The following is an 18,653-nucleotide window of genomic DNA, read 5'->3' as shown; positions in this document are numbered from 1 at the left end:
GGCGGGCATGGCGCGTGCCACGCTGCCGCATTCTCCGATCAACTGGGAAGCATTTACCGGGGACTACGCGTTGATCCGTGACGCCATTGAAGCCGTGATCCCGGCGTTCCACGATTACAACGCACGTATTGCCGAGCCGGGTGGATTTCGTATGTATACACCTGCTTCGCGCCGTGAATGGCGAACGGAGAATGGCAAAGCCAACTTTATCGTCAGCCATCAGCGGGCGGTAGAGCGGGAACATCAGCCTGCTGATGCACTGGTTCTGGCAACGCTGCGTAGCCACGATCAGTACAACACCACGATATATGGTATGAACGATCGCTATCGTGGCATTACTGGCCGTCGGGATGTGGTGTTTTTAAGCGCCGAAGAAGTGACGAGCCGCGGTCTGAGCCAGGGTGATGTGGTCAACGTTCAGGCGCTGGACGACAACGGTCAGCCCTGCGCGGATCGCATCATGTACGGCTTAACGGTGGTGATTTACAACATGGCGGCTGGCTCAATTGGCGCTTATCTGCCTGAAGCGAATGTCCTGCTTTCGCTGGATGCAGTAGATACACAAAGTTTGACTCCAGCGTATAAAAGCGTACCGGTCACCCTGACCAAAGCGTAATTCCTGCTGTGAATTTTTCGCCTCTGAGCGCCAGCCGCTGCGTTGAGGTGTATGATGATGTCGACCTCTGTCCGGTTAGTGTCGCAGAGCAGGCAATCAGAGCGAAAAATTCACGCCAACCTGCTCAGGCTGTATTGTTTTGAGGTAAGGTTCATGAGCAAAGGAACGACCAGTCAGGATGCCCCATTCGGGACATTATTGGGCTATGCCCCAGGTGGCGTAGCAATCTACTCTTCAGATTACAGCTCCCTCGACCCACGGGACTACGACGATGATGCAGCATTTCGCAGCTATATCGACGATGAATACATGGGCCACAAATGGCAGTGTGTAGAGTTCGCACGCCGCTTTCTCTTCCTTAACTATGGCATGGTCTTCACCGATGTGGGCATGGCCTGGGAGATCTTCTCCTTACGCTTCCTGCGCGAAGTAGTGAATGACAACATCCTACCGTTACAGGCATTTCCGAATGGTTCGCCCCGCGCGCCGGTAGCAGGCGCACTGCTTATCTGGCAAAAAGGCGGCGAATTTAAAGATACCGGGCATGTGGCGGTCGTCACCCAGTTGCTGGAAAACAAAATCCGTATTGCCGAACAGAACGTGCTCCATACGCCGCTGCCTCCCGGACAGCAGTGGACCCGCGAACTGGAGATGGTGGTTGAGAACGGTTGTTACACCCTGCGTGATACCTTTGACGACACGACCATTCTTGGTTGGATGATCCAGACCGATGATACCCGATTCAGCCTACCGCAGCCGGAGATCGCCAATGACTCGCTGAAAATTGGCGGCGCGCGACTGGAAGATAACGGGCAATTTGACGGTAAATGGCTGAATGAGCAGGATCCGCTGCAAAAAGCCTACGTGCTGGCGAACGGCCATGTGATTAATCAGGACCCGCATCAGTACTTCACCATTACCGAGAGCGCCGAGCAGGAGCTGATTAAAGCCACCAACGAGCTGCACCTGATGTATCTGCACGCGACTGACAAGGTGCTGAAAGACGACAACCTGCTGGCGTTGTTTGATATCCCGAAAATCCTCTGGCCGCGCCTACGCCTTTCCTGGCAGCGTCGTCGGCATCATATGATTACGGGTCGTATGGATTTCTGTATGGATGAACGTGGACTGAAAGTGTATGAGTACAACGCCGATTCCGCATCGTGCCATACCGAAGCCGGTTTGATCCTCGAAAGATGGGCCGAACGGGGCTACACAGGGCAGGGACACAACCCGGCTGAAGGGTTGATCAACGAACTGGCGGGGGCCTGGAAGCACAGCCGCGCACGTCCGTTTGTCCACATCATGCAGGATAAGGATATCGAGGAGAACTATCACGCGCAGTTTATGCAGCAGGCGCTACGTCAGGCCGGGTTTGACAGCAAAATTCTGCGAGGTCTGGATGAACTGTGCTGGGATGATGCCGGTCAGCTGATTGACGGTGATGGCCGTCTGGTGAACTGCGTCTGGAAGACCTGGGCGTGGGAAACCGCAATTGAGCAGGTGCGCGAGGTCAGCGAAACGGAGTACGCCGCGGTGCCAATTCGTACCGGGCATACGAATCAGGAAGTGCGTTTAATCGACGTGCTGCTGCGCCCGGAAGTGTTGGTCTTCGAACCTCTGTGGACGGTTATCCCTGGCAACAAAGCGATTCTGCCGATCCTCTGGCAACTGTTCCCGCACCACCGTTATCTGCTTGATACGGATTTCACTGTTAATGAAGAGCTGGCGCAAACCGGTTATGCGGTGAAACCTATTGCAGGACGTTGTGGCAGCAACATCGATCTTGTGAGTCATCAGGAAGAGCTACTGGATAAAACCAGCGGTAAGTTTGCCGAGCAGAAGAACATTTATCAGCAGCTTTGGTGTCTGCCAAAAGTTGCCGGTAAATATATCCAGGTTTGTACCTTTACCGTAGGTGGTAACTATGGCGGTACCTGCCTGCGTGGTGACGAGTCGCTGGTGATTAAAAAAGAGAGCGATATTGAACCGCTGATTGTGGTGAAGGAAGACTAATCTTTCTGCTCGCTCACGAGTGAGATATGAAAAGCCGGAGTATCTCTCCGGTTTTTTTTATTTATGATTAGATTGATAGTGCTTATATTTAAATGAGTGTCTATATTTATATAAATGACAGCAAGTATTCTCATGGTAAATATTTATTTAATGATTGATGCATTCGTTAAATGAATGCATCAATCATTAAATAAATATTTTTGTTTATATTAGATAAATATTTTCTTGATTGTCATTTTAAATATAAAAACATAATGTGTTATTCGATTAATTAATGACATTGATCATGTTTTTACCTATGGAATATATCGGATTGCATTAGCGTGATAATTATAATAGTTAATTGTCATCAACAGCCATTGTTAACTGCCTGCAGAAATGACGTTGTAAGAAACATGTTGAGCGATTGGAACGTGCTCCATTAGGAAACGCAAAATACCGGCAGGAGTAGCCGGTCTGAGAGGGACGTATGGGTGACAGTTTTCAGAATGAAGTGCCGACGGCACGCGTTAATATTAAGTTAGATTTACACACCGGAGGCGTTCAAAAGAAAGTTGAATTGCCTTTAAAACTACTGACTGTCGGTGATTTCAGTAATGGCAGAGAGCAGCGACCATTATCTGAGCGTGAAAAGATAGATATTAATAAAAATAATTTTAACGATGTGCTGGCCAAGTTTTCACCAGTGGTTAATTTAAGTGTTAAAAATACGTTAGCTGATGATGACAGAAAGGACGATATTAACCTTACCTTTAAGAATATCCGCGATTTTGAACCTGAGCAGGTCGCACGAAATATCCCACAATTACGTGTTCTGTTGGCTATGCGTAACTTACTACGTGACCTGAAATCTAACTTACTCGATAACGCTGCTTTTCGTCGCGAGCTGGAAACAATCCTTAAGGATCCAGCCCTGAGTCAGGAATTGCGTAATGAGCTGGCAACTATGATGCCAGAAGAGATTTAACGCTCTACAGGGTTTCCTCCGCTAAATCGGCAGGAATAGTAAAGGAACATAAAAGGAATATGTTGATGTCTGTTCAGGAACATACCTCTTCAGCCGCGACCACCACGACCAGTGAACGCAGTGTTTATCAGTCCCTCTTTGACAAAATTAATCTTTCCCCCGTCGCGTCATTAAAAAATGTAGATGCGTGGCAGAGTGATGAAGCGCTTTCTGATGCCGCTCCGGCGGAGCGTGTGACCGCTGCTATTCAGGTTCTGGTCTCATGTCTGGCGGATGCCGCACAACCCTTAGAACGCCTGGATAAAACGCTACTCGATGAGCAGATTGCTCGTCTGGATAAGCAGATTAGCGATCAGGTTAATGAAGTTATGCATCATGCTGAATTTCAAAAACAAGAATCGCTCTGGCGTGGTTTGCATTCAATGATCTCTGGTATTGATTTTCGCCGAAATGTCCGTGTCGAAATGATGGATGTCAGTAAGGATGCGCTGCGTGATGATTTTGATGACGCGCCGGAACTTATCCAGAGTGGGTTATATCGTCATGTTTATATTGAAGAATATGACCAGCCAGGTGGCGAACCTATTGCGGCAATGATTTCAGCGTACGAATTTGATAACAGCCCGCAGGATATCGCGCTACTGCGCAATATTTCTGGCGTATCGGCAGCCTGCCATATGCCATTTATTGGTTCAGTTGGGCCGAAATTCTTCCTGAAAGAAAATATGGAAGAGGTCGCGGCCATAAAAGATATCAATGATTATTTCGAACGTGCTGAATACATCAAATGGAAAGCATTTCGTGATAGTGATGATTCACGCTATATCGGATTAACTATGCCGCGTGTACTCGGGCGTTTGCCGTACGGCCCTGATACCATTCCTGTGCGCAGTTTTAACTATGTCGAGGAAGTTAAGGGCCCGGATCACGAAAAATATCTGTGGACCAGCGCATCTTTCTCTTTCGCTGTGAATATGGTGAAAAGTTTTATCAAGAATGGTTGGTGCGTCCAGATCCGTGGACCACAGGCGGGTGGCGCGGTTAAAGATTTACCTATCCATTTGTACGATCTGGGGACGGGTAATCAGGTGAAAATCCCGTCTGAAGTGATGATCCCGGAAACTCGTGAATTTGAATTCGCCAACCTCGGTTTTATTCCGCTTTCTTATTATAAGAATCGTGATTACGCCTGCTTCTTCTCTGCTAACTCGGCTCAAAAACCTGCGCAGTTTGATACCCCGGAAGCAACAGCTAATAGTCGAATTAACTCACGTTTGCCGTATATCTTCCTGCTTTCTCGTATTGCTCATTACCTGAAAATCTTGCAGCGAGAAAACATTGGTACGACCAAAGATCGCCGCCTGCTTGAGCTTGAACTAAACAACTGGTTACGCAGTCTGGTAACCGAAATGACCGATCCTGGCGATGATTTGCAGGCTTCACATCCGCTTCGTGATGGGCGTGTCGTGGTGGAGGACATTGAGGATAACCCGGGTTTCTTCCGCGTGCGCCTGTACGCCATCCCGCATTTCCAGGTTGAAGGTATGGATGTCAGCTTGTCGTTAGTTTCACAGATGCCTAAGTCGAAATCTTAACGGCGTAATGCACAGGAGGTGCGATGAAGATCTATCGTCCGTTATGGAGCGAGGGGGCTTTTCTGGCTCCCCAACAGTTTCAGCAACAGACACGTTGGGATGCTTACGTTGCTGACGTTGTTGCTCACATGTCACTTTCATCACCGTGGGGCGTCATCAGCGCGGAGTTTGATGAAAGTGCGCTAACGGTTTCCCGTTTGAATCCCGTTAATCTGGTTGTGCGCTTTCCTGACGGTACGTTAGTGGATACAGGTATTTCAGATAACCTGCCTCCAGCGTGTGATTTATCGCATCTTACTGGCTACAACAGCGTTGATATCGTGCTGGCATTGCCGCTGCTTTCAGCTAATGGCGGCAATCTTTCATCAGGCAACGGTGTCAGCCGTCCGTGTCGCTGGCAGCAGGAATGGCTGCCAGTTCAGGATCTCTCCGGTCAGGAACGGACTGATATGGCAGTGCTGCGGCATGCTATCACCCTCCGGTATGCCCATGACGATAACAGCGCTTACCTGACTTGTCCGGTAGCTTGCCTTATTCGTAATGCTCAGGGGCAATGGGAGCTGGGACGTGATTTTTTACCCCCCTCGCTTTCACTCTCAGCCAGCCCCTTATTAATCAACTCGCTCAGTGATTTGGTGCATCGTATCCAGGCTCGTTGTCGCCGCCTGATGTCCTTGCGCCGAGAAAGTAACGAACGAATGGCGGATTTTGCAGTAGCAGATGTTTCGTTGTTTTGGCTGCTGAATGCGCTTAATAGTTCGGAACCTGTTCTGAAAGAAATGCTGCAAAACCCAGGCCGTCATCCCGAACTTTTGTGGCGTGAGCTGGCGCGGTTAGCGGGCAGCCTGCTGACTTTCTCGTTAGAAAATGATGTCAGCGTTGTACCTCCATATCAGCATGCAAATCCGCAGCAGGTATTCCCGCCGCTGTTTGCTCTGCTGGTGGAACTGCTGGAAGCCAGCCTGCCGTCTCGTGTTGTCGCTATTGAACTGACGCAGGAGCGACAGTTCTGGTATGGGGTTCTGTCGGATGCCCGACTGCGTGAAGGTGCTGATTTTTACCTGTCCGTTCGCTCGGGTCTCCCCGCACATGTCCTCCTGGCGCAATTTCCACAGCTCTGTAAAGCGGGGAGCCGGGCGGATGTGTCAGATGTCGTCAATGTGGCACTCAGCGGTATTCCATTAAAACCGCTGACACATGTACCCGCAGCCATCCCGTTACGACTGGAAAATCAATACTTTGCTCTTGAAATTAATCATCCAGCAGCCCAGGCCATGTTGGACGCCGGTAATTGTGCTTTCTATGTGCCGGGAACGCTGGGAGAGATTCAACTTGAGCTGTTTGCAGTATTAAGGGATTGAAATAAATGAATAAGGAAATTGATCAGGTTTTCTGGCCAACATGGCTTGCTGTAAGCCAGCTACGTGACGGGGCAGAAGTCGACGACGGAGCTGTTCTTTATCGTCGGGCCAGCCAATGGGTTGAATCTGCACGTGAGGCATTGCGTGATATGGGGTACAGCGAACACAGCGTTGAACATATGCTCTACACGCAATGTGCGTTACTGGATGAAAGCGTGTTGAACCGCAACCGGCAGGATAGCGGTTATATCACCTGGCTTGCGACACCCTTACAGGCCCGTTATTTCAATACCACCAACGCAGGGGAAGAGTTCTGGGAACGCATCCGGTCTGTGCTGCGTGAGCCCGTTCCTGATACCGCCGTAATAACCTGCTTTTATCGCGCAATCACGCTCGGTTTTGTTGGGCGCTATCGTGAGCAAGGTGACGAACGTCGTGAAGATGTTCTTGAGGCGCTGGCGGCTCAGGCGAAGCCTTTTAAGTTAACGCACGATGCGCCCGTAATCATGCAGGCGTCCGGTTTCTCTGGCAGTAAGCGTCGCTGGTGGCAGGCATGGATTGTCGGCGCGGTGGCGTTGGGGGCTTTATGGTTAACATTTTCTCATGTCTTACAAGGGCTGGTTGCTCAGCTTATTGGGCAGGGCTAAAACATGGCTCAGTTGCGAGGGATCGTTAACTATGTGCTGACAGCTGTGCTGGCTTTGTTGCTGGTTTGGGGATTCAGTCCGTTAAGTACGGGTGTCCGGGGCGGCCTGACCGTCTTTATTTTATTGTTTTCCATTCCAGGGATCGTTTACGGCTGGCGTCAATATGGCCAGTTGAGATCAGCGCATTCCGAGCATGAAGTTCCGCTCCCTCCGGAGAGTTTCAGTGGGCCAGTTGTGCTCGTGTGTGGCGATAATGCCCCCTTGTTTGCCGGACGCAGCGGTTCTTGCGAGAGCTCGCAGGGCTGGTATTTATCTGTCCAGTCCCCTGAGCATTACATTGCTCTGGTTCGTCAGATAGCTGCTCAGCGTCCTGGGCTTCTTATGCGCGTCTCCGTAATGCTGGCATTAACTCCGGAACGGCATACTGATGAAGATGCGCTTAAGCACATACTGCTCAGTTGGCGGCGAGTGGTGACCCAGAGTCGGCGTTGGTTATCAGGTGTACCGCCGTTTTGGTTGTGTTGTTGGCTGAATTCTCCTCAATGTAATGAGGCTGTACGCTGGTTTATTCGAACCCCTCAGGATGCAGAAGTGCAGTCGGCTACGGGATTAGACGACTTTGCTCCTTTCTCTTCGCAAGAGAGCCCAGCCCGCCATTTTCATCTTACACATGCAGTGTGGTTAGATAATTTACTGGGCTGGCTGAAGAAGGTACAAGGCGATACTGAACACCATGCTCTGCCTGTTTTCTTTGCATTACGGGTTGTGTGTTTCACCTCATCAGCGGTCTGCGAAAATAACCTCTGGCAACGTCATATCATTGCTCAAACAACGCTTTCCCCTGCGGCGTCAGTAGCGCCCGCACTGCTGCCTTTTCCAGATTTAGCATTGCCATTTTTATCCCGCCGTCGGGCGTTGACAGCATTTCAACGGACGGTGGGCGTAAGTGGTCTGTTATGCGGCATTTTCATCGGAATGGCGATGGCATGCAGCTTTATCAATAACCAACATCTCATCAGGATCACAAACGATCACCTGATGCTATACCGCCAACTTAGCGGTAATCCTGCCGAGCCAAAGATCCTGGCCCAGGATCAACTTCGTCGTGATGCACAACTCCTTGAGCGCTGGTATCAGCGTGGCGAACCACTTTCTCTTTCAATGGGATTGTATCAAGGAATGAGATTGATCCCCCCTTTGCAGGTTGCCATAAGTGACTGGGGGTCACCCGAAAAACCGAAAGTGACTGCCCCGCAAACTGTACGTCTCGACAGTATGTCGCTGTTTGATACGGGTAAGTGGGCGCTAAAAGCGGGTTCAACAAAAGTACTCATTGGGGCTTTGGTCAATATCAAAGCCAAACCCGGGTGGCTGATAGTCATCGCCGGACATACCGATGATGTGGGTGACGATAAATCTAATCAGCTGCTCTCTCTCAAACGCGCGGAATCTGTTCGTGACTGGATGCGATATACCGGTGATGTCGCGGAGAGCTGTTTTGCCGTTCAGGGCTACGGCGAATTACGCCCCTACAAAAACAACGATACGCCGGAGGGTCGGGCTGCCAACCGCCGTGTAGAGATCAGTCTGGTACCGCAGGCTGATGCCTGTCGGCTGCCGGGCATGAAGGAACCGTCACCGCAAGGTGGTGACGCATTAGCGAAGTAAAAATGGAGAAAGAGTTATGGCAATTCCAGTCTACCTTTGGCTGAAAGATGATGGCGGCGCGGATATTAAAGGTTCTGTTGACGTAAAAGACCGTGTAGGCAGTATCGAAGTGGTGGCACAGGAACATAACCTGTACATCCCTACCGATAACAATACAGGTAAGTTGACCGGTACGCGCATCCATACCCCGTTCCTTTTCACTAAGGAAATCGATGCCTCCAGTCCATATCTGTACAAGGCTGTAACCACCGGTCAGACCCTGCGCCAGGCAGAGTTCAAATGGTATCGCATCAATGACGCGGGTCAGGAAGTGGAATACTTCAACACCACGTTACACAACGTGAAAGTGGTGAAAGTAAACCCTGTGATGTACGACATCAAAGATCCCGCAAAAGAGAAGCATAACCACCTGGAACAAATTGAACTGCGCTACGAGAAGATCGTCTGGACGTATAAGGATGGCAACATTATCCATTCTGACGCCTGGAACGAGCGTACCACCGCGTAATGCGCTAACGGATGAGGATTTCCTCATCCGTTTTTTTATGCCCTCTGCTGAGCTTCCGGGGCGGGGGTTAAGCAGAGAGTATCAACATCACTATTACCTTATGGGCATTGGATTACGGCTACGGGCGGTAGCGTGCCTGAATACAGGGAGTCAGGAAGCAAATGGAACACCATTCAGCAGTGCTATTACGACGTCTCAACCCCTATTGTGCTCAGGCGCTTGAAGCAGCGGCATCGTTATGTCAGACGCGCGCGCATGCAGAAATCACTCCAGAACACTGGTTGCTGAAGCTGTTGGAGCAGGGGGAGGGCGATATTACTGTCATTGCTCGTCGTTATGAATGGGATATCGATAATCTCTGGCAATCGCTGCTGAAGCATCTGGATGTTCAGCCGCGTTCCGTGAAAAGCCGCCCCCAGTTGTCTGATGCGCTCCTTTCTTTAATGCAACAAGCGTGGTTGTGTGCCGCAACGGATGAAAATTCGCAGATACGTGGTGTGCATCTACTGATGGCGCTGGTGGGAAAGCCTTCGCTACTGAAGTGTGATGGCCTGTGGCCGCTTCTGAGTACCGGACATACTCAACTGGAACGACTCCTGCCGCTATTAAATTCCCAGTCGGATGAACGTCCGGAAAGGCAGCAGGAAGCCTCTCTGGCACAGGTTTCTCCTGATGATGAACCGCGTCCGGGTCAGGTTGAGTCGACGTTGTCGCCAGCATTACAAGGCGTGCTCGATAAATTTACGCTGGATGTAACCGCGAAAGCGCGTGTCGGCGATATCGACCCGGTATTTGGTCGCGATAATGAAATCCGGCAAATGGTGGATGTGTTGTCCCGTCGGCGAAAAAATAATCCCATTCTGGTCGGGGAACCCGGTGTCGGCAAAACCGCTCTAGTGGAAGGACTGGCATTGCGTATTGCTGAAGGTAACGTGCCGGATAGCCTGAAATCAGTAACATTACGCACGCTGGATCTTGGGCTGTTACAGGCAGGCGCAGGGGTGAAAGGTGAGTTTGAGCAGCGGTTGAAAAATATCATTGATGCCGTTCAACAATCGCCAACGCCTGTTCTGCTCTTTATCGATGAAGCACACACCATCATTGGGGCCGGTAATCAGGCGGGAGGCGCTGATGCAGCCAATCTGCTAAAACCCGCTCTGGCCAGAGGTGAATTACGAACTATCGCGGCGACCACATGGAGTGAATATAAACAGTATTTTGAGCGTGATGCTGCGCTGGAGCGGCGTTTTCAGATGGTTAAAGTGGATGAGCCGGATGATGACACTGCCTGTTTAATGCTGCGTGGTCTGAAATCACGCTATGCAGAACACCATGGCGTTCACATCACCGACGAAGCGGTTAAAACTGCTGTTACGCTCTCTCGCCGCTATCTTACCGGGCGACAATTACCCGACAAAGCCGTCGATCTGCTGGACACCGCAGGTGCAAGAGTGCGGATGAGCCTTGATACCGTTCCGGAACCACTGACGCGTTTGAAGTCGGAGATCACCGCGCTTGAAATGGAAAAGCAGGCATTGCTTGCAGACCTCACGGTAGGAAATGGTCAGCATGGTGAAAGGCTGGCCACCATTGAACAGCGTGAAAATCTTCTGCTTGTCGAACTGGATGAACGAGAAACTCAGTATGGTCAGGAATTAGCGCTCATAGAGCAACTGCTGGCCAGTCGCCGTGATATTTCTCGTCAGGCGGAAACGGTTGAATTGCAGCAGCAGCTAAGTATGCTTCAGCAGGGCCATCCTTTGCTGTTTCCGGATGTAGACGCGCGCACCGTGGCTACGGTGATTGCCGACTGGACCGGTGTACCATTGTCATCATTAATGAAGGACTCCCAGGCAGACTTACTGACGCTTGAAACCCAGATGGGAAACCGGGTTGTCGGCCAGGATTACGCGCTGAATGCGATCGCACAGCGGTTGCGGGCATCAAAAACAGGACTTACGCCGGAAAACGGCCCACAGGGTGTGTTCCTGCTTACCGGGCCAAGTGGAACCGGAAAAACGGAGACGGCGTTGGCCCTGGCTGACATTCTGTTTGGCGGTGAAAAATCGCTGATCACGATTAATTTGTCTGAATATCAGGAACCGCACACTGTGAGCCAGCTAAAGGGCTCACCTCCGGGATACGTTGGTTATGGCCAGGGAGGGATCCTGACCGAGGCGGTGCGAAAACGCCCCTATAGCGTGGTACTGTTGGACGAAGTAGAAAAAGCGCATCGCGACGTCATGAATCTGTTTTACCAGGTATTTGACCGTGGTTTCATGCGTGACGGCGAAGGCCGTGAAATTGATTTTCGCAATACCGTTATTTTGATGACCTCCAATCTTGGCGGCGACGCTGTAATGCAGATGCTGGAAGAACAACCGGAAACCGCAGAGTCTGAGTTGCACGAACTGCTGCGCCCACTTTTGCGCGAACACTTCCAGCCAGCGCTACTGGCCCGCTTCCAGACGATTATCTACCATCCGCTCAGTGAATCTGCGCTACGTACGATTGTACAAATGAAACTGGATCAGGTTAGCCAGCGATTACTGCGTCACTACGGCATCACCACGACGATATCCGAGAGCCTTTTTGATGCCCTGACCGCCGCTTGCCTGCTACCGGATACGGGGGCAAGGAATATTGATAGTCTGCTCAACCAACAAATCTTGCCTGTGCTTAGCCAGCAGTTGTTAACGTATCTTTCCCGGCAGCAAAAACCACACTCTCTGATCCTTAGCTGGGATGAGTTCAAGGGCATCATAATGGAGTTTGAGAGTGCCAAATAATATTAAGGAAGGTGGTCTCAGAAGACTTACCTCTGGAGAGGTTGAACTGGCAAAGTCTGTATTTGGTTCCACTCTCCAGTATCATAAAGTGTGGATCCACAGGGACAGTTATTTGCCTTTTAATTTACAGGATTCGAATACGGCGATGACGCCTGACGGTGAGATTTACTTTCGCAATCAGTACCGGGATGATTTTTCTCAGACATTATCCCATTATCAACACTTATTTATCCATGAAATGAGTCATGTCTGGCAACGAGAAAAAGGCATGAATGTTATCTGTAGAGGCCTGGTGAGTTGGCTAGTCAGTTATCGATATAAACTGGATGGGCGACTTCTAAGTGAGTACCCTATGGAGCAGCAGGCTCAAATTATTGCGGATAGTTTTATTCTACAAAAGAGTGGATATAGAACGTGGCTGGATATGCGCTTCAATCATAATATAACTTTAGATGGGGATATTCATGAAAGTGTAATCCGAGAATCTTATAGGAATACTCTTCGAGGATTCCCCTGGTGATGAAAAGTAGATTGTTTTTTTGTTTCAGTCTGTTGAGTTACAGTCTGGTATTTCTCACCGGATGTCCAGGATATGGGGATGTGTTACTTCTGGATAAGGAAGCTGTGGTTAGCATGGTTGGGGAAAATGTCTGTTTCTGGGTTTATGATTCTGCGAAACATAAACCCAGTATCATTACTATCACACAACGAGGATCTGAATTCGGAAGGGAAAAATTCACTATAGATCCACCATTGATATTGATTGACGATAAATGGTGTATTACTCCAAATTTTTATATTTTCCCAGATAAGGGGCAGTTTATCGTTTCCTATAGCCTACCAAATGATAGTTTAGATGGCCGACCGCAGCGCGTTGTTAGTGGTGTGGAAGTCTCTAATGGGAATGTCCACAATTTTCATCTTACCGATATGGAGATCATACGACCATATTCTGAGATGGATAGGTAAAACACATCAAGTATGTATAAATCATAATGACTTCACTATGGGTTATTAAAGAGAATGAGTCCATATGGTCTTATATGGAGCTTGCTATAAAGATGTCATTAGATTAGCACAGTGAGGACTTCTTTGGTAAAAAGAGCTAAGAGGTTAATTAATGCAACTTTTCTGAGTTACAGTCTGGTATTTCTCACCGGGTGTACAGGATATGGTGACAGATCGTTTACTGATGAAGAAACAGTGGTTAGCATGATTGGAAAAATATCTGCTTCTGGGTGAAGGACTCGGAAGAATACAAACCAGATATCATTACGATTACTCGTAGAGGTGCTGGTTTTGGTAATGAAAAATTCATGCCAAACCCACCGCTCATTCTTCTTGATAATAAATGGTGCATAACACCCGATTTTTATACTTTTCCAGATGGTGGCCAGTTTATAGTTACGTATACGTTAGGGAGGGGTTATTCAAATGATAGGCCACGAAGTGTTGTTAGTGGAGTGGATGTCTCTAACGATTGTATTTATAACATCCATCTTACCGATCTGGAAATAGCGAGGCCTTATTCTGCGATGGATAAATTATTTTTTAATGGAAAATAAAGTGTGTTAAACGGAGTCAATCTTATGGATAAGTCACAGCAAACAATGGCAACTACGCTTAATCGATATTTTCTATCTATTCCTTCTTGTTCTTCTGTGTTGGATGTTGAGGATTTCAATGGTTCAGAAGGACTGAGCCGAAATTATTACTATGATATTTTGTTTACCAGTGCGGATAAAGATATTCAAGCCAATCAATTTTTGCGTCAGGTGGCAACATTGACGATGAATGGAGGCAAGCTGGGATTCATGACGACGCAAAAAATAGTCCATGGTGTGATAACTGATTTTCAACGGTTATCTGGCTCTGCCGATGAAGCAAGATATCATATTACGTTAACGCCTTATCTCTCTCTGCTGGATAAACAGTTCCGTACGCACCGCTTCTTCATAAACAAATCGGTGCCGGAAGTGGTGGGTGAAATCCTGCAGGAGCATGCCCTGCACGGCTGGGAGTATGAATTTACGCTGACGCAGAGTTATCCGAAGCGTGAACAGATAAATCAGTATCAGGAGAGCGACCTGGCGTTCATTGAACGTCTGCTGGCGGAAGTGGGGATATTTTACTTCTTCACGCTGCAGCCGGATACCCGGACGGAAGTGGTGCATTTTGCAGACCAGCAAAGCGCCTATGAGTTTGATAAACGGCTGGCGCTGGACAGCCCGTCAGGGATGAATGACAGCGGGGCGGACTCCGTCTGGGGACTGAACATTCTGCACCAGGTGGCGCCGGCGGGAGTGACAACAAAAGACTATAACCACCGCGAAGCGCAGAAGGTGCTGCAGTCGGCGAGGGCGGATATCACCGGCGGCGAAGGTGAGGAAATACGCTATGGCGAGGTGTATCACTACAAACCGCGGCATCTTGAAACCGGGGAGGCATTTTCTCCTGCGCCGGAAACAGGGAACTTCTGGGCGCGACTGGACCATGAGCGGTTTCTTGCAGAGCAGACGCTGATAACGGGTTTCAGCACGGATGTGGGGTTGCGTCCGGGACAGGTGCTGACGATAACGGACAGCAGTGTGCCGTCGACGCTGCCGGACGTGCTGCAGCAGCCGGTGGTGGTGGTCCGGGCGGGGTTCAGCGGCAGCAGGAAGGATGCGCTGAAAGTGTCGCTGGCGGCGGTCCCGTACAGTGAGACGCAGTGCTGGCGTCCGGCACTGAAGGCAAGGCCGAAGGTCAGCGGCACGCTGACAGCACGGGTCAGCAGCCCGAAGAGCGGGGATATCTACGCGCATCAGACGGCGGAGGGGCTGTACCGGGTGAAGTTTGATGCAGACCAGGACAGCAAACAGCAGGGTTACGAGAGCATGCTGCTGCGCCTTGCCAAACCCTACGGCGGCGACACTTACGGTATTCACTTCCCGCTGATACAGGGCACAGAAGTGGCGGTGGCGTTCCATGAAGGGGACCCGGACCGGCCCTATATCGCGCATGCGCTGCATGACTCCCGGCATCCGGATCACGTGACACAGGCAAACCATACCCGCAACGTCATCCGCACGCCCGCGAACAACAAGTTGCGCATGGAAGACAAACGGGGTGAGGAACACGTCAAGCTCAGCACCGAGTACGGCGGGAAGACGCAGCTTAATCTGGGGCATAACGTGGATGCGGGGCGTGCGCTGCGGGGAGAGGGGGCCGAGCTGCGCACAGACGACTGGGTGGCGGTACGCGGCGGTAAAGGGGTTTTTATCACTTCGGACAGGCAGAGTGAAGCTTCGGACAGGATGCTGGAGATGAAAAATGCTGCCGCGCAAATGGTTCAGGCGCTGTCTGTGAGTGATGCCCTGGCGAATGCTGCCGATATCGCACAGGCGTGGCCGGCAGACTCAGATACAGCAAAGGCACTGAATACAGCGTTAAACAATCTTACTCAGCCAGGGATTGTGCTCAATGCACCGGAGCACATAAGCATCAGTAGTCCGAAGTCGGTGCGTCTGTCCTCAGGCAGTGAAAGCGTGGGGCTGGTCGCGGGTGGTAATACAGATATCAGCGTGATGAAGAAATTTACTGCCGTGGCCGGGGAAGCCATCAGTCTGCTGGCCCTGAAGCTGGGTATACGTTTATTTGCCGCAAAGGGGAAGGTTGAAATCCAGGCCCAGGATGACGGGATAGATACCGTGGCGAAAAAGGACATCACCATCACAAGCGTGGAGGGCAAAGTGTTAGTGACGGCAGCCGACGAACTGGTGCTGAACTGCGGAGGAGCCTATATCAAACTCAGCGGCGGAAATGTGGAGATAGGGTGTCCGCAAAATATTCTGCTCAAATCTATCAGTGTGCAGAAATTAATGGCTGTTGATTATGATCTGCCAAAGCTAGAGCTACCGAAAGGATTTAATGATTTCTTTATCGCCAAAGATGAGGATTCTGGGGAGATTATGCCTTTCGTACCTTATCGAATTAAAACAGGAGAGGGAAACGTATATGAGGGGGTAACGGATGCTGAAGGCAAAACCATTACCGTATATACCGCACAGCCTGAATCTTTAGATATCGAATTACTTTGATTTTTTAATTTTAAACAGGAAGGTATTTATGGCAACAGGTGAAGAGAAAACTAAAACGTCTGCGCAAGGCTCAGGAAAAGTTGTTAAAGGTAAATACGATCCAGAAATTTATCTCCACCCTGGCAGCGCGACAGTACTTTGTGTTGATGCAACTGCTGAAAAAACAATTAAGGAGGAGCATTACTTTTTATCAGGGTTACTGGAAAAACAGCTAAAGGCACAGAAAGATCTTGATGAAGCCAATTATGCGGCAATTTTACAGGCTGATACTGTACCAGAAAGACAGCTTCAGAGTAAGGTAACAGAAGCATACGCCGCACTCAATAAAGCCAATAAAGCATTTCGCCAGGAATTAATGACTCTCACGGCCAATGTCCCTGAAGGGGAACTTTTGGATGAAAAAATGAAGGAGAGTGCTATTGGCATTATGGAGTTAATTCCCCTTAATAAAAACTCTGTCACTGGATTCAAAAAAACTTATATTCGTTCTGAAAAGATCAAAGAAGATTGGCGTAGATATAAGCTTAGCAATGTTGACAAAAAAACAGGCGAAGCCAGCTTTATTAAGTACCATGACAAAAACATTTCCGTGCAAGATGAAAATGGTAAAACTGTTAATAAAACTGTACGTCAGGCGAAAATAGACCCCCAGGAGCTAAAAAAACAGCTGAAAGAAGCCTCTGTTAAGTTCAAGTTTGATATTTGTGAAGATAGCAACATTATTGTCAGCGATTGGGCAAAAGAGATGAATAAATCGCTGTCCTGGCCGAAGGGGGGGAATGCTGATGAGTCCGTCTATCATCAGTATGTTGATATTAGCGCTCAGGCCCAGCTCATGCGATTTAGCCATGGCGCAGGGATATCCGCGGAATTTAATCCACTAAAGGGTAAGGTTGAAGGGAAATTAGAGGGGCACGCCAGTTTTGCGTTAGGTGAAGCGAAAGCAGAAAGCACTTTATATGTTCCGGACAGGCTAGGCATCAGTCTGCTGTTTCCGGCAAAAGCCGATACCCCGCAAACGCCAGGCGGTATCTGTAATATGGGGGCGCTGCGTTTTGCCCTGAAAATGGTGTTGTCCGGCAGTGTCGGAGCCAGTGTGGCAGTTGAGGTTGGCGCAACGCTCGACTGGAGCGGTGAAATGGGCAAAGGTTACGGTATTAAAGGCCGTCCAGCGGAGCTTCCTCCCCCGCCGCTACCGGGCAAACGAACAATTAATTTACATACTCCGGAAACACCTGAAGCACAGGGCCGAGGAGAAATTGGCGCTTTTGTGGGTGCCCAGTTCGGGGGCAATATCAGCGGCGCCATAGAATGGTTCGACCCGCATCCTGACGACACGCCTCCCGCTAACGTCGGGAAGACGGACGATAAAACCATCGTCAGTAAAGAACGGAAATTTGCGGCAATTGCGAAGCTGGAAATGGGGGTATCGCTACAGGCGGGGGCCGGGGGAAGCGCGGTTTTCTACGTCACCTACATCCAGGGGCGTTTTCGTATTTTTTGTAAAGCGGCATTTTGCTGGGGAGCCGGTGCAAAGGGGAGTCTGGGGTTTGAGGTTGATGGCGGCTGCTATTTAGCCTTTATGAAAAGTTTTATGTATATGCTACGCAACGTTGATTATCAAAAGTTAGCCGACATGATGGAATTAGATGCCTTTCAGGCATTGTGCGCCATCCCCTTAATTATGGCGGCCCGCGGCGTTCAGGCGGCGGTCGCTATGGCGGATCAGGCAATGGATATCATTACCCAATTAGGAGATGATCTAACCGAGGAAAATAACCGGGTTAAGCTGATGGAGAGTGTGCTGAATAACCCGGATCAGTTTAAATACTCGCCACCGGAAACCAAAGGCGCGCTGATTGCGCAGTTAATGGATATCAATTGGGCGGACCCTCTCGACCCGCGAAACCAAAACAATAACCCGCTCACGTTTAACTCCTGGAAATTAGGGCCAATGAAACGCCGTAAGCAGGCCATCTTCCTGGCGTTGAAATGGGTGCAGAGTAAAGCGGATTACGACAATGTTATGCAGCATATTACTGAAAGTCCTGGAAATGGAAAAGGTGACCGTAATAAAAATGAACAAGCAGTGATTACATTCCTCTCTGATGGTGAGAATGATTCTATATTTTTTACCCATTACGGTAAGAAGCTACCTGAGTTATATAACAATCTTCCGGAGAGGGTTTCACCAGAGGAACCGTTCAAGCCTATTCCCGATAAATTAATGGATCAGTATTTAGCGTTGATTGACCAGCAACAGACATATGACCCCATGAGTGATGATGGACAGACCAGAACGGTTTAATTAAGGATATCATAATGAATAAGCAATACTGCGCCGCGCTATTAGTAACAATAGCATTTTGTAATGGCTGTGATAACAGCACCAGTACGGAAAGCCAGC

At 49.5% G+C, this 18,653-nt stretch carries 13 protein-coding genes; all 13 read left to right on the top strand.

The window, feature by feature from the left end:
- Window positions 1-616: molybdopterin dinucleotide binding domain-containing protein (locus tag FDW94_RS24535; RefSeq protein ID WP_283205075.1), on the top strand; the 616-nt coding region annotated here is incomplete at its 5' end.
- A gap of 153 nt (window positions 617-769) precedes the next feature.
- Window positions 770-2,632, top strand: a complete 1,863-nt coding sequence (gene gss / locus FDW94_RS18880) for a bifunctional glutathionylspermidine amidase/synthase (protein WP_111464944.1) — start codon at window positions 770-772, stop codon at window positions 2,630-2,632.
- A 469-nt stretch (window positions 2,633-3,101) separates the two neighbouring features.
- On the top strand, window positions 3,102-3,599 hold the full coding sequence (gene tssB / locus FDW94_RS18875; RefSeq protein WP_048225523.1) for a type VI secretion system contractile sheath small subunit: 498 nt from the start codon (window positions 3,102-3,104) through the stop codon (window positions 3,597-3,599).
- Window positions 3,600-3,664: 65 nt separating this feature from the next.
- Entirely contained in the window at window positions 3,665-5,194 is a 1,530-nt protein-coding gene (gene tssC / locus FDW94_RS18870) for a type VI secretion system contractile sheath large subunit (protein WP_048225521.1), read from the top strand.
- 23 nt (window positions 5,195-5,217) lie between these two features.
- Window positions 5,218-6,555 carry a type VI secretion system baseplate subunit TssK gene (tssK, locus tag FDW94_RS18865; protein WP_137378082.1) on the top strand — a complete coding sequence of 446 codons (1,338 nt, stop codon included), beginning with the start codon at window positions 5,218-5,220 and terminating at the stop codon, window positions 6,553-6,555.
- 5 nt (window positions 6,556-6,560) lie between these two features.
- Window positions 6,561-7,202, top strand: a complete 642-nt coding sequence (tssL, locus tag FDW94_RS18860; protein WP_003828335.1) for a type VI secretion system protein TssL, short form — start codon at window positions 6,561-6,563, stop codon at window positions 7,200-7,202.
- 3 nt (window positions 7,203-7,205) lie between these two features.
- The gene (locus FDW94_RS18855; protein ID WP_137378081.1) at window positions 7,206-8,870 is read left to right on the top strand and encodes an OmpA family protein; all 1,665 of its coding nucleotides are present in this window, start codon (window positions 7,206-7,208) and stop codon (window positions 8,868-8,870) included.
- Window positions 8,871-8,886: 16 nt separating this feature from the next.
- Window positions 8,887-9,378: a type VI secretion system tube protein TssD gene (tssD, locus tag FDW94_RS18850; protein WP_003024437.1), complete on the top strand. Its 492-nt coding sequence runs from the start codon at window positions 8,887-8,889 to the stop codon at window positions 9,376-9,378.
- Between the two features lie 161 nt (window positions 9,379-9,539).
- Entirely contained in the window at window positions 9,540-12,167 is a 2,628-nt protein-coding gene (gene tssH, locus FDW94_RS18845) for a type VI secretion system ATPase TssH (protein WP_137378080.1), read from the top strand.
- Complete coding sequence (locus FDW94_RS18840; RefSeq protein ID WP_003828330.1) at window positions 12,157-12,687, top strand: hypothetical protein; 531 nt, start codon at window positions 12,157-12,159, stop codon at window positions 12,685-12,687. Before tssH ends, FDW94_RS18840 begins: the two co-directional genes overlap by 11 nt.
- Window positions 12,687-13,136: a putative T6SS immunity periplasmic lipoprotein gene (locus FDW94_RS18835; protein ID WP_003828329.1), complete on the top strand. Its 450-nt coding sequence runs from the start codon at window positions 12,687-12,689 to the stop codon at window positions 13,134-13,136. Before FDW94_RS18840 ends, FDW94_RS18835 begins: the two co-directional genes overlap by 1 nt.
- A gap of 620 nt (window positions 13,137-13,756) precedes the next feature.
- On the top strand, window positions 13,757-16,246 hold the full coding sequence (vgrG, locus tag FDW94_RS18830) for a type VI secretion system Vgr family protein (protein WP_137378079.1): 2,490 nt from the start codon (window positions 13,757-13,759) through the stop codon (window positions 16,244-16,246).
- Between the two features lie 28 nt (window positions 16,247-16,274).
- Window positions 16,275-18,554 (top strand): hypothetical protein, encoded by a 2,280-nt coding sequence (locus FDW94_RS24530; protein ID WP_249358640.1) that lies wholly within the window; start codon window positions 16,275-16,277, stop codon window positions 18,552-18,554.
- The last annotated feature ends 99 nt before the right edge of the window (window positions 18,555-18,653 follow it).

The organism is Citrobacter sp. wls757, from assembly GCF_005280935.1.
Classification (GTDB): Bacteria; Pseudomonadota; Gammaproteobacteria; order Enterobacterales; family Enterobacteriaceae; genus Citrobacter; species Citrobacter portucalensis.
This window is presented reverse-complemented; position numbering and strand designations above follow the sequence as displayed.